Source organism: Bartonella sp. ML69XJBT, from assembly GCF_028618515.1.
Lineage (GTDB): Bacteria > Pseudomonadota > Alphaproteobacteria > Rhizobiales > Rhizobiaceae > Bartonella.
In genome coordinates, this window is record NZ_JAQITB010000017.1 from 1 (window position 1) to 15,628 (window position 15,628).

The 15,628-nt window shown below is 36.7% G+C and carries 13 protein-coding genes and 2 pseudogenes; 9 read left to right on the top strand and 6 right to left on the bottom strand.

The window, feature by feature from the left end; translation table 11 throughout:
- Positions 1-284: 284 nt before the first annotated feature.
- From PVV68_RS06345 to PVV68_RS06375, 7 genes and pseudogenes are all read left to right on the top strand, one after another.
- Positions 285-659, top strand: coding sequence for a hypothetical protein (locus PVV68_RS06345; RefSeq protein ID WP_273782764.1), 375 nt, complete (start codon positions 285-287; stop codon positions 657-659).
- 64 nt (positions 660-723) lie between these two features.
- On the top strand, positions 724-1,080 hold the full coding sequence (locus PVV68_RS06350; RefSeq protein ID WP_273782765.1) for an antA/AntB antirepressor family protein: 357 nt from the start codon (positions 724-726) through the stop codon (positions 1,078-1,080).
- A gap of 14 nt (positions 1,081-1,094) precedes the next feature.
- Complete coding sequence (locus PVV68_RS06355) at positions 1,095-1,826, top strand: Rha family transcriptional regulator (protein ID WP_273782776.1); 732 nt, start codon at positions 1,095-1,097, stop codon at positions 1,824-1,826.
- A 141-nt stretch (positions 1,827-1,967) separates the two neighbouring features.
- A pseudogene (locus PVV68_RS06360) lies at positions 1,968-2,733 on the top strand (ERF family protein).
- A 1-nt stretch (position 2,734) separates the two neighbouring features.
- Positions 2,735-3,358 (top strand): lambda exonuclease family protein, encoded by a 624-nt coding sequence (locus PVV68_RS06365; RefSeq protein WP_273782766.1) that lies wholly within the window; start codon positions 2,735-2,737, stop codon positions 3,356-3,358.
- 239 nt (positions 3,359-3,597) lie between these two features.
- Complete coding sequence (locus tag PVV68_RS06370) at positions 3,598-3,846, top strand: hypothetical protein (RefSeq protein WP_015857131.1); 249 nt, start codon at positions 3,598-3,600, stop codon at positions 3,844-3,846.
- A 2-nt stretch (positions 3,847-3,848) separates the two neighbouring features.
- The gene (locus PVV68_RS06375) at positions 3,849-4,892 is read left to right on the top strand and encodes a tyrosine-type recombinase/integrase (protein ID WP_273782767.1); all 1,044 of its coding nucleotides are present in this window, start codon (positions 3,849-3,851) and stop codon (positions 4,890-4,892) included.
- Between the two features lie 827 nt (positions 4,893-5,719).
- Here the strand turns inward: PVV68_RS06375 and PVV68_RS10720 are convergent.
- The 6 genes and pseudogenes from PVV68_RS10720 to PVV68_RS06410 form a co-directional block, all read right to left on the bottom strand.
- Positions 5,720-6,831, bottom strand: a pseudogene (locus tag PVV68_RS10720) (MFS transporter).
- 783 nt (positions 6,832-7,614) lie between these two features.
- Positions 7,615-7,929 carry a cupin domain-containing protein gene (locus tag PVV68_RS06385; RefSeq protein ID WP_273720162.1) on the bottom strand — a complete coding sequence of 105 codons (315 nt, stop codon included), beginning with the start codon at positions 7,927-7,929 and terminating at the stop codon, positions 7,615-7,617.
- Positions 7,922-8,452: a YqcI/YcgG family protein gene (locus tag PVV68_RS06390; protein WP_273782768.1), complete on the bottom strand. Its 531-nt coding sequence runs from the start codon at positions 8,450-8,452 to the stop codon at positions 7,922-7,924. The genes PVV68_RS06385 and PVV68_RS06390 overlap by 8 nt, the downstream gene beginning before the upstream one ends.
- A gap of 210 nt (positions 8,453-8,662) precedes the next feature.
- Positions 8,663-9,868, bottom strand: coding sequence for an ATP-grasp domain-containing protein (locus PVV68_RS06400; protein WP_273720160.1), 1,206 nt, complete (start codon positions 9,866-9,868; stop codon positions 8,663-8,665).
- A complete protein-coding gene (locus PVV68_RS06405) occupies positions 9,865-11,139 on the bottom strand; it encodes a hypothetical protein (protein ID WP_273782769.1) in 1,275 nt (424 codons plus the stop codon). The genes PVV68_RS06400 and PVV68_RS06405 overlap by 4 nt, the downstream gene beginning before the upstream one ends.
- A 1,381-nt stretch (positions 11,140-12,520) precedes the next feature.
- Positions 12,521-13,297, bottom strand: coding sequence for a trans-aconitate 2-methyltransferase (locus PVV68_RS06410; protein ID WP_273782772.1), 777 nt, complete (start codon positions 13,295-13,297; stop codon positions 12,521-12,523).
- Between the two features lie 1,034 nt (positions 13,298-14,331).
- Here PVV68_RS06410 and PVV68_RS10630 point away from each other — a divergent pair.
- Both PVV68_RS10630 and PVV68_RS10635 read left to right on the top strand, forming a co-directional pair.
- Positions 14,332-14,601 carry a hypothetical protein gene (locus tag PVV68_RS10630; RefSeq protein ID WP_342753046.1) on the top strand — a complete coding sequence of 90 codons (270 nt, stop codon included), beginning with the start codon at positions 14,332-14,334 and terminating at the stop codon, positions 14,599-14,601.
- A gap of 47 nt (positions 14,602-14,648) precedes the next feature.
- Complete coding sequence (locus PVV68_RS10635; RefSeq protein WP_342753047.1) at positions 14,649-15,011, top strand: dTMP kinase; 363 nt, start codon at positions 14,649-14,651, stop codon at positions 15,009-15,011.
- The last annotated feature ends 617 nt before the right edge of the window (positions 15,012-15,628 follow it).

Here is a 15,628-nt window from a genome sequence, read left to right on the forward strand (position 1 = left end):
CAATAAAAGCCCCAAAACTTGAAGGTGCTATCTCTATAATAGGTCGTGTACGACGTACTATTCTTGATATGTAAGCAGTACAGCTTTCTGTTTACGTTATTAATTAGATACTATCAACGGCTTATGGTGGGGTATTGATATCTCAAGATAAGTACTGATTCGCCATTTTTTTATTTTTTAAAAAAATAGTACAATTTGTACTTGACTATGTATCGTTCATAATGTACTAATATATCCATAAATTAACACAAACAATCGCTATTAGGCGTTAGGGAGGGGAAATTATGGAAAATCCAATTCTTATAAATTCTGATGAAATTTTATTAGTTGTCTATGATGATGATCAAAACATTGCAGAGTCTGGACCGCTTGATGCAAGCCAAATTCTAAGCATTGTTGATGAGGGAGATGATGCCATCCAAATCTTTCGTATAAATCCTTCTGAAAAGAGTTGTGAAGACATTTCTGAACAGATTGCAGAAGCATATGTAAAAGAAAATATCGACCATCTCTATGAGGAAAGGGAAGTTCATTACTTTATACGTGAAAGTGATATCTACAATGAAATTTTAGAAGAGATCGCAGAAGAAAAATATGAAGATGAAATGTACGGTACTTATGAACAACAGCACCGTTTGCGTCCTTGTGATGTGCTTTAAAATTCTGAAGGGCGTTTAAAAAGCGCCTCCCCTTTTCCCATCAATAATTGATTAGAGTAAACTTATGAACACACATGATAATGATAGTGAAGGATATCTCATACCTGAAAACGAGGTAGACAACAAAATTGGTTATGCCAAAATGGTCAAGGCCCATGTAATGCATAGGCACTTACATTTGAAACAAGATTTTTCCACTTGGTTTAACGATTGTGTTGAAAAGTTTGATCTAAAAGAAGGCGTGGATTTTGTTTTTACAAAACAAGAATGGAACAGACAGAAGATTTGTCCAAAATCTGAAATAGAAACAGATAAAACTGATAATCATTACTTCAAAATTCACGCAGCAAAGAAAATCGCTAAAGCAGAGCGCCATAGAAACTATGGCAGAATATTATACCAAAACTTATGTTTTTCTTAATTAAGGGGGTGATGATGAAAAGCCTTATTATAACATCTGAAAACAATTTTCAAAACACAACTGTTCCAACCATGTCTAGTCGTGAAATTGCAGAATTGTGCAGTAAAAGACATGACCATGTTATGCGTGATATCAAGAAAATGCTTGAAGAACTTAACGCCCCCAAATTTGGGGTGGTTGATTTTAGTGGTTATTATCTTGATAGCAAAGGGGAAAGCCGCCCTTGTTATAATCTCCCCAAACGTGAATGCTTAATTCTCGTATCTGGTTATAGCACTGCCTTACGAGCAAAAATAATTGATCGGTGGCAAGAATTGGAAAAGCAAGCAGCAATACCACAAATCGACTACTCAAGCCCTCAAGTTATGCTTGGTGTTTTAACGTATCTCAAAAATGAAAATGAACAAAAAGATAACATTATTGCAAATTTAAAACCAAAGGCAATGGCACTTGAAAGCTTACAGCGTCATGATGGGCTCTTTGGTCTTACAGAAGCCGCGAAAATCCTCGAGATGCAACCAAAACAATTCATTCAATTCTTACAGCAAAAAGGTTGGGTTTACCGGCGTGCAGCAGGGGGAAATTTACTCCCTTATCAAGACAAAATCCAAAAGCAACTGATGGATTGTCCAACGATCACACTTCAAACCGCCAGTGGAATAGAAAAAGTCATTCCTTGCGCAAAAATTACCACAAAAGGCATTGGGCTTCTGTCTCAAGAACTTAAAAGACAAAGCATGCATTAAGAGGCTGTCTCTATGGAAAAGAAATACGAACGACTAATCTTATAGTATCTCTATAAGCCGTTTCTAACCAAACCAAACAACTTTTAACACATGCGTGATTCACGCCACGGGGGAATTGCGCTTTAAATGGAGGAAATCAAGATGAATGAACTAACTACCACACAAACGGAATTAGTGGAAAAAACAAACGCTTGTGAAACCAACTCTACAGCTATGGAGCTTATTTTAGAAAGAGCTTTACAAAGTGATGTTGATCTGGATCGTCTCAAGAGCCTTCTTGAATTGCGAGAAAAGGAGATAGAACGACAAGAGCGCCAGAACTTTGTCCGTGATCTTTCTGCTATGCAAATGGAATATAAAAACATCGAACAAAATGCCCTTAATACACATACTAAAAGTATCTATACAACGCTTGATAAATATATTGATGCAATCAAGGAAACTCTTGCAAAACATCACTTTGCCTTGTTTTCTCAGATCAAAGAACAGAATTCAAACGGTATAACCGTAGAAATGACTTTAAAGCATATATCTGGCAATGAAATATCAACACAAGGAACATTCCCGATTGATGGTCAAGGCAGTAAAAATAACATTCAATCTGTTGGTTCCACGATTACTTATGCACGAAGATACCTGCTAGGTATGCTTCTTAACTGTAGCAAGAAAAGAAGACGATGCAGATGGAGCCACAATTCTTGCTGGTATCTATTCTGAACAGATGAATGAAATCAAAGAATTAATGGAAAAGACACAAGCAAAGGAAAACGATATTCTTGCTTTTATAGGCGTAAAAAATCTCACACAGATGTCTTATAAACAAGCCCAAACCGTTTTGTTTGCTTTGAAAAAAAAGCAACGCTCACAAATGAATAAAGCACAACAAGAGCAACAAACGGCGGTGTGAAATGGAACAAAGAACAGCAGAATGGTTTCAAGCCCGTTTAGGTAAAGTCACCGCTTCAAACGTTTATAACGTACTCAGTAAGACAGCAAAAGGTTTACCTACAAGCAAATATGAGGAGTACAAAATAAAGCTTATGACGGAGCGATTAACAGAGGAAATAAGCCAATCTTATATAACGCCAGCTATGCAATGGGGCATTGACCATGAAGAAGATGCCTTGAGAGAATATGCATTCATTTATGATACAGAGGTCACAAGGTGTGGATTTGTCCAACATCCCACAATCCAAATGGCTGGTGCTAGTCCAGATGGGCTTATTGGTGAGGACGGTTTAATTGAGATTAAATGCCTACAATCACCAAACCATCTACGCTTTTTTATAGATGACACTATCAAGCCTGAATACATCGCACAAATGCAATTCCAAATGGCTTGCACGGGACGTAAATGGTGTCATTTCATGAGCTATAATCCGCATTTTGTAGGTATATCATCTCACTTGCGCATGAAAATCAAACGTATCAATCGTGATGAGGAACACATTGAAGCGATCAATAAAGCGGTCGAAATCTTTTTAGAAGAAATAGAACAAGAGATGCAAAAGATTTTGGCAAAAGCTGCTTAAACCTATGGGGGTGCTTTCTCCTCCCAGCACCCCCACCCTTTCCTAACAATTTCAACACATGCGTGCTTTACGCTACGGGTGGATTGTACGCAAATCAAGGAAACAAACCAGATGAGAAAATACGAACGACTAATCTTATAGTATCTCTATAAGCCGTTTCTAACACCGAAAAACAAACTTTTAACACCAGCGTGATTCACGCCACGGGTGAATTACATCTAAAATGAAGGGGAATAAACATGCCACACCGCCCACCTACTATCACGCAACCAGCTATTGCACGCGCTTTAAGAGAAGCTAAAAAACAAGGATGTGAACTCATAGAAATCAAACCTACAGGGGAATTATTAATTCATATCAATAAAACCATAACACCAACAACGACAGATAATACTTATAGCATTGATGATTTTCCACCGCTTGAAAATGAACAAGAAGACTACGAGACCAGCAAAAGCTGCCCCTCTGTCGACGGTATAAAGTTTTAGCCATGCCAAAACGCCGTCCACCGCATCTTGTTCGTGAACGTACACGCCATGGTAAAATCATATGGTATGTCCGTATTGGTCATGGACCACGGTTTCGGATTGAAGGAACCTATGGAACGCAAGAGTTTGTTGACAATTATACGCTGGCTATTAAACAAGCGCAAAATGGCTCCTCCAAAACAAAGAGGCGTACCAGACTCACAGAAGGGTCTTTCGATTGGTTGTTGCATCAGTATTTACAAAGCATGCAATGGCATAATCAATCAGAATCTACTAAAAAAGTTAAATATCGAATTCTGAATAATGTTTCTAAACATATCGGTAATCGTGCATATAAAAGTATAAACAAACAACACATTCTTGAAGCCGTAGACAGAAGGCGAGAGACCCCCGCGGCTGCAAAACATTTTTTGACCTCTTTAAACGGTCTCTTTAATTGGGCGGTTGATAATGCCCTTTTAAATAGAAATCCTGCCTTTAATATAAAAGCACCAAAATCTTTGAACAGAGAGGGATTACTGCCATGGCTAGAAGAGGACATAGACAAATATTATCACCGTTGGTCACATGGTACACATGAACGCGTCTGGATTGATGTTCTTCTTTATACAGGCTTGCGCCGTGGTGATGCCGTTCGTATCGGCTGGAAAGATGTCAAAGATAATATCATCCATCTCAAAACAGAAAAGAGCCAATTTAAAACAGATGTTTTTCTTCCTATTTTACCAGAACTAGAGGAAACCCTTAAAATTGGTCCCATAGGTAATGAAACATTCATCTGCGGTAAAAGTGGAAATAAGCTTGTCAAAGAAAGTTTTGGCAACCTCTTTCGTGAAGCATGTAATGCGGCGGGTATTAAAAAATCAGCCCATGGATTGCGAAAATTAGCAGCAACACGCGCCGCCAATGCTGGTGCTACAGTTTCGCAAATGAAAGCGCTTTTTGGCTGGACAGAAGATAAAATGGCATCCCTTTATACCAAAACAGCTGATAGAAAACGACTTGCAATAGAAGCAATCAAAAAGCTACAAAAAGGTTCGGGATAGACATAAAATAAGTTAAAAGAATCAACGGAATCAAAATTCCCGAACTTTTATATAACTTATTGATTTTATATAAATATAACGCTCCCTCTCTCTCCGCCATTTATCATAAAATTAATGGATTATATAAAAGTTTGGGAATTTTAGGCCCTTTGATTCTGTTGGCTGATTTTTCTGTTTATTACCTACCTTTTAAATTGCTTACATTGCTAAGTGTTTTTATAGGTGACTGGTATAGAGGGGGCTATTTTATCTCTCTACTCCCAAATATGGTCTTTTTGAGTAGAGAGATAAAAGCTTGTAAGTTATAAGAATACTGGAAAATAAGATATATTAAGTAGATTAGATCTCATTAAACGGGGTTTCTATCGGACATTTATTTTCACAATATACTACTATTCTCTATGGCTATGGAATCCACGACGCTGAGAATTTTTCAGCCAGTATAGATGAAGAACAGGCTGAACTGTTGCGGCAAAAGATGCGGTAATTACTAAAAGAGTTATTTTCTATGTAATTACTGTGCTATGGACAGATGGCTGTTCAATGCACAAGTCTCTTTTACTATAAGGAAATGGACCTCTTTCAGTATTCTACTTTATATTACAAAATCAACCATAAAGAGCACGACGCCGTGCCTGGAAAACTTCTGTGCTTGGGTTTGGGTTGAAAGCAGAAAAGTTAATGGTTTATACGCCACCGAACCCAACAACATAGCTTCATGGGAAGTGATATGATTGGTGGTCGAAAATCCTAAGCTTCTATCGTGATATTCAAATGTTTTACTCCGTCTCCCGTGAAATGTTCGTGATAATGATAAGTTAATATTCTCAGTGTGATTTTTTAAAAGTTCCTTCTAAAAAAACACTACAAACAAATAAATAAGTAAATATATACCCAAAATATAAACCAACAACACAAAGCCAAATATATTGACCATATATGCACTCATGTAAAAAAATACTAAGAGGCTAAGTCTCCCAACAGTCGACAAGAATGACTCGTATGTGGTTCTAAGATTGTCGCTAATACTGTCGTGCAGGGCTACTTCCACGCGAAGATATGTATACTTAATTAAATAAAAAATTATACAGACTAAAAGAACAGCAATTTCTTTTCTTGGTTCAAAGAAAACAACTGTAAAAATCATGGCAGCTGAAAGTAACAGCAGTAAAACAAAATTCATTCTCTCACTGAATTTTGTAAATAGAAAACTAGCCAGTAGCTGGGAGAGTAATATAAGAGAGAAGACTAAGCCAAGATAAAAATAACTTACATTGATATTATAATCTTTAAATATCTACTGCCAATACTGTGAAAATATATTGAAAAAATAAGTAGAAAATAAAAACAGAGAGAAATATAAGGAACTATTAATAAAAATAGACAACATTTCTCTTACTTCAGAAATTAAAAAATTCGCTTGTTTTGTTTTTTTCTCTCCTTTTAGATCATCCAGAAAAAACAAACCAAATACTGTGGTCATCATCATAAGAAATGCAGAGATATACCATATGTATTGGCTAGAATAATCGGCAAAATATGCACCTATTAAACTAAACAGAAGTATGCCAATACAATTATATTGAGAGCTATGACCAAGTACTTTTTTCGTAGATGTACGTTTTGTTTTTGCATATTGAACAAGTAAAGCGTTATAGGCACCAGCAATTAATGTAAGTGATAATGCATTAAAAAGCTCTGCTAGAAGAAAACCGTAAAAGCTTGTAGAAATATCCATAAGAAAGAACCATGTAGCTGCAAAAGCTGCTGCTAAAATGATCGATATTTTATAACTTTTTCTATCTACAAAATATCCAAGGGAATATCTGTAATCATCATGACAAAGGCTTGAAAATGACTTAATGATACCGATATCAATAAGCATTAAGCCTTTTTCAAGCATATAAAAGACAATAAAGGCGCCTGTTAAAATCCTTATACCGTTAAATAAAAATCCAAACGCTCATATACTCGTCATTTATTCCCCACCAACACAAATAGAGCAATGAGTACATCAACGCTCTTAAAGTAATGAGTACATCACTTTGTGAAATAGATGATGTGGAAACTTATACTTTTATGACAAATATGGCAATAGCGGCTCTATGGATCTCTAGTTTTATCAATTGACTATCTAGAAAGATTGATGAAGAATATCCTTTCTATATTTTTTCATTAGTTAAAATCCGTGAAATATTTCATTTTTTTAAGAACAGTCAAATAACCAGCAACCGTATTATATGGGTATCATAAAGGTTCATAGAATTTTGCTTAGTATTCTTAACAAAATCATTGATATTTTTCATATGATTCTGATTAGCACATGAAAAACATCTGGTTTTACTTGGGATAATAAATAGCCCCCCCAACAGCATTTGCCATAACTGAACAGGTATATAACGGTGCACCCTTCATGTTGCAGATAGTTTGGTTGATAAAATGAAAAGATCTGATCCCAGATTATTGGCTGCGCATAGCACAAACTCAGTACTTTCGAGTGGTCAGTGTGTTTTTCTACATTATCCATTTTTTCATTATAGAACATAGAGCAAAATGAACTGTGACGAGCGCAATACGATGCTTGAAGGGTTTCTGCATTGGACGTGAGCCGAAGGCAGTCAAATTAATAATCTTATCCGCTGCAGAACCTAAGAAGTACAGCTTTATGGGAAGGGGACGAAAAGGTCCCTGTATCAGAGGCAATCAACGAGAGCGCATTTATCTACTCATTTTCAAGAGCAAGGATTTCCGTAGCGATTGCATATATGCATCCTGTATCTGCAGCTACTGATTTATGCGTTGTGTTGGCAGGAAGATGTATCATATTTCCTGGTGTACAGGTTATACGCTTCTCACTATAGAAAAAATCTAACTCTCCCTCTATAATTAAGAGAGTTTCATCGACCTTATGGGTATGCCAATCGTGTATTTTTCCTGGAAAATCTCTTTGTATCTCTATCGAGCCTTGTTTTGGCAGCATCATTTTTAAGATATCATAGATATTTTTATTTAATTGAATTTTAGAAAACTTAGTCATTATCGTGCTCCATGATATGATACGGGCAAGATGGGGATTCAATATTATTATCTTGCAGGAAGTATTGCATCCACTCTCTATTATTGGGATCGCCATATTTTCCTAAAAAGGGGGATTTTGTGATAATATCAAAAGGTTCAAGTCTTTTCCCTACAGCGGAGAATGCATTCTTTGCTTTTTGTTCCGTATCGAGCAAATCAGAAAAAACCCACCTTGGCTGGAAGGTTAACATAAATGTAGAGCTTTTTCTACTTATTCTGTTTATATGAGATGGTGTATTGCAAACTATGAACATGGGTTCGCCATGAAAGCAAAACTCCCATAGAGGATCGTCCATATTTTGGGGTATATGCTCCGGCCAATCTCGCTCGTCAAGAACTCTCAAATCTTTAAGGATAGACCAAAATTTTTCTCTATAAACTTCGATACTTTGTACAGGGGCAGGCGCCTCGAATGCAACAAAAGATGTGTTTTTTCCAAAACTCTTATAAGTATCGCAATAATTTATAAGGTCTTGCATCATATTTTTTTGCGGTCAACTTGTTGTAGAATCCAAATCGGAGCATGTCTTTTTGGTATCCATTCACCCCGAATAAGCAGGGAAAAAGTCTAGTTTTGTTATTCATGAGCACATCGAATTCTTTAAAAACAATCTGCTTCCATTTTTCATATTTGTCTATATTTCTCATTATTTGCGTTGCTGAATCCATGTTTTCCTCCCAACTGTTATATTTTATAAGAAACTGCTACGAATTGAGTCCTCTAAGGTTGATAGTTCATCATCATTTTCGCCCAAAATTGCTATAATAGCTGGGCAGGTATTTAAATCGATTGTCAGAGGTAGAGGCTCATTTTCTTTAAAAAAGAGCATAAAATGAACCACATTTTCGCAAGAATGAAGTTTTTGCTGCCATAAGTTCATATCTTTTATGATAAGACCTTCAGTCTTGTTGATAAGAAAGAGAATACGCCCTTTTTTCTTAAAGCGGCTTGGTGTTTGCGAAAATACCCCCGCAATAAGGTTGATAGAGCTTTTCAGTAAATCATCTTCATAGCAATGCACGAACAAGGAGGGTGCAATACCTCCGTGGAGGCGGGCTCCCACTTCAATCATCACGGGACCGTGAGCGGTTTGCATGATTTCCATATGCGCAGGTCCATATTCAATTCCCACTGCGCTAATACATTTTTTTGCATAAGAGATAAGATCAGCATAAAGAGAGTCTTGAGCATCGAGCACATCAAGCGATTCATAAACAAAAGCACTTCCATTATGGAGCCCCTTTTTATAGCGCGATAAACTGCATATTTTGATAGCCTCTCCCTTTACAACGGCATCTACGATGTATTCTTCTCCTACTAATCTTTCTTGGAGCAAATAAGCCTCATTAGGCATGCCAAAAATATTTTTCTGTTTCCAATCGATTCCAGAGATCCACGCTTCCACTTCCTCACGGTTGGAGAAAAATAAAACACCATCGCTTCCAGCAGAAGCATTGGGCTTCACTACATAGCCACTATGGCTTTCAAAATCATCAAGAGTACAATCATCTTTTGTAAGAATTTTTGAGCGGATATAAGACAAACCATTTTCATGGAGGCGCTTTTGCATTGCTGCTTTTTTCCGTCGCCAATCGGTGGTCGAGGGGTTGTTTCCAGGGCAACCATAATACGCAGCCAATTGCTCTGTACAATAAATACCTCCCTCAGCACCAGCCACCACGGCTGCTATAGCGCCAATCGGAAAGCGCTGCTTTATTTCCTCTACACTATGAAGTTTTACTTCAGCCATGCCCTCACCCTGATAAGAAAGCATGAGATGCGAAGAGAGAGTTGGTTGAGAGACAACGCCATAACAAGCATAGCCTAATTTTTGCAAAGCAGGGCCATAAAGGGCTCCTGTGGAGAAAGGATCGATAATAAGAATGGGTTTGCTCATGCTGTGGTCCGCTGCAAGGAAAGGGAAAGGACATAAATAAAGATTATGAATCCTATAAGGGGGAGAAGATAAACGGCTGCTTGTGGTCCCATAAGGGTGGAGCTTGTAAGAAGACCAAGGATAACATAACCTGCCGATTGGGAGAGAGTATAAAGCATGCCGCTATAGCTTCCCACCAGCTCTGCTTGAGCTTCTGTTTTGGTTGCTTCAATCATATGTTTGCGGGCATTAATTCGCATGGTATTCATCGAAAAACCAATAAAAAAGCAAAAGACCACAGCCAAATAGGGTAATTGGGTGATGCTAAAAATGGCATCAGCTACACTCAGCAATAGGGCTGGGAGGATGAATTCAAAGCGAGGGATTTTGATAAAAGCAGCTAAAAAAGCGCCAACACCTGCAATAGCGCTGCAAAGCCCATAATATTCAGAGCCAAAATTTTTCACACTTTGAAAAAGAATAGTTGCCAGTGTATTATAGGCGCAAATATGAAAGCCAATAAGACCTATAGAGACGCATAAAAGCTTAAGTTCAGAGGTGAGTCCATCTGCTTTCGGGGGTGTCGTTTGCATCTTCTCGGTTGCAAGCTGCGTGGCATTTGTAGCATTATCGGTGCTATATTCATCGCGAAAAATAACATAACCGGCTACAAGGCTTACGATAATGTCAAACAGACAAATTGCTGCAATCAAGCCATTATAGCCAACACCAGCTGCTATTCCTTGTGAACTGGTTGCTTTTAAGAGATAACCACTCAATGCTGCTCCCAAAAAGGCACCAATTTGCACCACTGTTTGCATGATGCGGGAAGCCTTTTGCGCGCTAATATAACCACTAAGCGCTAGTTTAGTATTATAAGTCTCGAGTGTGCTTAGAGTGATCAAAGAGAGATAACCAATAGAGATAGAGACAGCAATAAAACCAAAGGGGGAATCGACATAATGAAAAAGGGCAATCAATAAAAGAAGACTATAAATGATAATCCGCCTTTTGTATAAATCTACCAACCGCAACGAGGACTTAATGCGTACAAGTTTACTTTTTTTCAAAAGATAGGGTGTAAGGATTCCAAAAGCCATGGTTACGCCTAGGAAAACCGATGAGGATGTTATACGATAAGCATTCCAAAGATTACTTAAGAATAGCACCATATCAGAAAGATAGAGCAGGACGACAAGCCCATAAAATCGAAACACCAGCTGTTTGCGCACATCACCCCCTATAATCCCTATGTCCGCAGGTCTAAAAATACGCAATATGATAATCAACATGCATGTCTACAAATAATGAATACACGTATTGCTAAGCATTTCAAGTTTTTTTGAGAGGGACATAATATAAATTTGAACGTTGATCTTTGTTATGACGATAATTCATTTTCAGGGATTGAGGGCAGCTAGTATTTTCTCTGCGTGTTGATGCGTTGTCGATAAGGGGACGCTTCACGAAGTGACGAGCGTAGTTATGCCCTTGAGAGGAAACCTTCAGGATTGATTATGTTTATGCTCGGTGTTGAGATTGTGCTATTGATCCTTACCACGATAAGCTTGGATTTTGCTGTGACGAAAACTTCTGTTATCGGGCAGAAAATTTATAATCTCAGGTTGAAGTCACGGTTATATTCATGGTTTTGACATGGTGTTTTTTTCAAGAAGGGACGCTGTTGAATAGCTTTAGAAGGATTCGTAGACGGCGGATTTGGATGAACCAGCATCGTTATTTTACAGCTTAATTATAATATTTTGAGCATTGGCTTCTTATCAAACTGAAAATATATAAGAAATATTTTCTTCAAATGCTTTTACAAGGAGGATCACAATAGTTCTGTGATGCTTTTCAAGGTTTGGCTTGTTACTTTTTTAATGGGATCATATATCGAATATGCGTAACGGGCGATGATCCGAGAAAAGGTCAAGAACTCATCAGTTATCTATATAACTGAATGAGGTCTTTTCTCCTAGAGCAATAATATGCTTTGATAACATCTGTTTCTATAGCACCTACACTACGCGATCAATCCTCAAAAGCTCCGCTGGATAATGATAATTGATGCAGTGTGAACAAAAAATTAGCTTTTATTACAAGGAATGAATTTCATTTTAAGCGATCAAAAATAGAATCTTGAGTTTAGAACTGAATCTATACATCGCATTGTCTTTAAACGCATTTTCTGATGCTTCCTTTGCGTGGTTTGTTTAAGAAGCAATGATGGTAAGCAAACATGCCACTATTGTTCACTAAATTTACTCTAACTGATGTACATAATGGACGGGTGATTTAAAGGGCATCATTTGGATAGCCCCTCCCTGGTAAAAAACGTATATTTTCATGCATCTAAATTTGACATTTGCAAACTTTGAACACCATGGCTGTAACAAACTTTTTCTGACCCAATCTGTCGATCGGTTGATTGTTATGAAGTAGAAGATAAAGAGGTATTTTGTCTCAAAGACTATGGCGTAGCCAAGAAGTTCCCTGTTGAGTACAAACATTAGAGTAGATAATAAAGATTGAATGCAACAGGGTATCCCTTTAAGCCCGGAAGGAGAAAATCTGTTCAATGCTTTTAAACACGCACATGAATGAAGCGTGAGTTTTTTGCGCATCATTTGTTTTAGGGTACTGAAAGAGAGCGAAGGTAACTGAGGTAGCTTATCTTACATACATGTAGAGCTCGCTTTGATACAAAAGCTGCAAATTTCCTTGTACTTCATATTGTTTTATCAATGCAGCCAATTGCTGCAAATATTCGTCTCCATGCCTAGCAATGGCGCGTTGCGCTTGCGTTGAAGAGCGGCTCATGCCAATAAAGGTATCGGATGGGATTGTCATCGTCCAATTGTGTGTATGGAGAGAAATCTTTTCTGGATTTACTCGAAAGCCATCATGCATTTCCTGTAGAAAATCAAAATGACGATAATCACGGGAATAATGAGGGCTCATTTCTTCTAGCAATGTCTCATAAGCGGCGAGAAATTCGCTCTGTTTAAAATCACGATTATTTTGAATGACCGCCATAACACCTCCAGCTTGGAGTTGGTTTGAGACAATGCTAAGCAACAGAGGGCGATTCATCCATTGAAAGGCTTGTGCTGCAACAACAAGATCAATTTTACTGATTTTGGGCAATAGGCTTTCAGCTTTGCCTTGATACCATTGCACAAAAGGAAACTTTCTTTGTCCCTGCTTAATCATATCCGCCGATACATCGATAGCATGATATTGGTGTTCATTTCCTAGAAGTTTAACAATTCCTTCTAATGCAATGCCTGTTCCAGCCCCCACATCCACAATGGATAAATGTTTTTTGTCCTTAAAAGGAAGCAGCATAGTTTTCAATAAGGAAAGAGGATAGCGCGGACGATAGCGATCATAATCATCAGCCAATCCGTCAAATTTTTCATTTTTGGGTTGAACGCTTTGTATCATAGCACCCTCCTTATAATTGCTGCCATACATAATTGAGAAGCTCTTCTTTTGCTAGTATATGAAGCATAAATTCTGCAAAAGAGCGAAATGAGTACTACCCTTTAGTATCTTTTCTCTTTCATTTGATAAAATTGATTGCGCACATTTCTTTCTAATTGATCTCTTTTGTAGTGCAATCATAATCAGGTAAAAGTTTCATACATTCCGATAAAAATCCGTCCTAATTTTAGCGCGATTATCGCTTCAATATCTTTAGCGAGTATTGAATTTATAGCTCACTAGATGCGAACGATCAAATTCGAATACTCGAATGCAAAAGATAAAGATAAGGTCACACATTTGTATGCTATCAGAAAATTCAAATCAAAAATTTCAAAAATATGAGGTGCCAAATATACTGAGTTTATCTATATATTCTTATACCTAGCGGATATTATAGTCATCTGTAGAGCATCCCTAGCGAATGGTGGATTCTGAGATTTATAAAGCTTGCTCCATAAGAGTTGGTATTTGCTTATGTCATTTTTGTAGCAATAATGGCTATCGATCAACATATGGTGACATCAGGATTGCTCATACATCCTATAAAGTTGCACTTTATTGTGCTTAGTATTTTCGTTTTTCGTGCAGAAATAGTTCTATGATATTATGATATATTGCAATGCTTATGACGGTGGTTTAATAAAATAAGCATATTTCGTATGCAAGGTATGAGAGGGGTATATGATTATAAATTGCAATGAGACGAAGTGTTTAAATTTGCTTATAAACATCAATGAGAGATAATTTTTTTTATTTATCTTCATAGGAGCGTGGGGCTAGTATTTTCAATAAAGTGCCGTCTCTTATCTATTGTTGAATAAAAAGGCTTCATTGAATGTAAAATTTAAAAACATAACTCTCGTTGCAAATAATTTTGAAAATTTCAGTCTCTTACACTAAAGGAACTTGATATTTTTGATGCCTCTCTCTCTGGTAACGAGTGATGAATTTAAACATATCTAAGAGATTGTGCGTATCAAATGACTTAAAAAATGGATGGTTTAATAGATAAAATATATCTTAATAAAGATATTTATAATTCCATGTGGTCTTTAAAGATATATTCTGGCTCTTTTATTGCTTTATGTGGATTTGATGGGAGTGGAAAAACAACGCAAACAAAAGAAATTTCTCGCCATTACTCACAAGAAAGACATATAATACAGACTTTTCAGCCTAGTAATTGGTATAGAAATAAATCAGAGGTTAGAGATTATTTAGATAATGGAAAACAAATTGATCCATTGCTTTTAGCGCTTTAGCGGCGACAGATAGACGAAAACATACACTTGAAATTATTGAACCCTCTTTGACGTCATCAAAAAATTTATTAATCAGCGATCGATATGTTTATTCTAGCCTTGCTTATTTCTATGCTAGAGGGCTTTCTCTTGAAACTGTGGTGAAATTAAATCAATCTATTCCAAGACCTCATATCACATTTTACCTTCATTTGCCCCCTACTGTGATTGTAGAACGGTTGCAAAAAAGGGATGGTTTAATTTTAAAATACGAAGAAAAACTATCTTTTATTGAAAAAGTTTGTGAAGTATATCAACTTTTGTCAGAAATGGATGAGCTATTTATTGCAATTGATGGAACTAATTCTGTTTCTTCAATCCATAATCAAATACGACACTATATAGATAAGGTTTGTTTTAGCTATGCATAAATTTACTATTGATTATAAAACTTAAAAGCCTATCCCATATTCTCTTATGTATGTTGGTTTAAGCTTATATGGAAAATTGGCTATCATTAAACCACAAGGCACTTTTTTGAAAGATTTTGGGCAGGAGGGATACAGTGTTAGAAAAATGATCTATATTTATCATGATGATAATATCTTCATTCTTTACATTAAATGTAGGGCTATAAGCACGATAAGGTATGGATATACTTAAGTATTTTTGCATACAGAGAGTAAACTAAAGATGAAGGCAATAACGTCTCTTTTTTGGGGGGAATTTGATATCCTCTTGCCTTTCATAGATGCGGTGAGAGATGAAATGGCAAAGGTTTTTTCAGAGTAGAAGCTATAGTTCTTTCTTGATATCTATAAAATGATATCAGTTTTGGCTTGGTAAGATTTCGCAGTTTTTTGATTTGTGGACTGCTATCTTTTCGTACAAGCAAAGTAATTGATTTCAACATGACTATAGTGTGTTTACGGTGTGAATGTAAATGCTCAATAAAAGCAGTGATATTTATGATATTTTTGCTATTGTAATATGATCTAGCCTTATCTCTAAAGTGCTTTTATTTTCATAGAAAAGTGAGTCACACTAT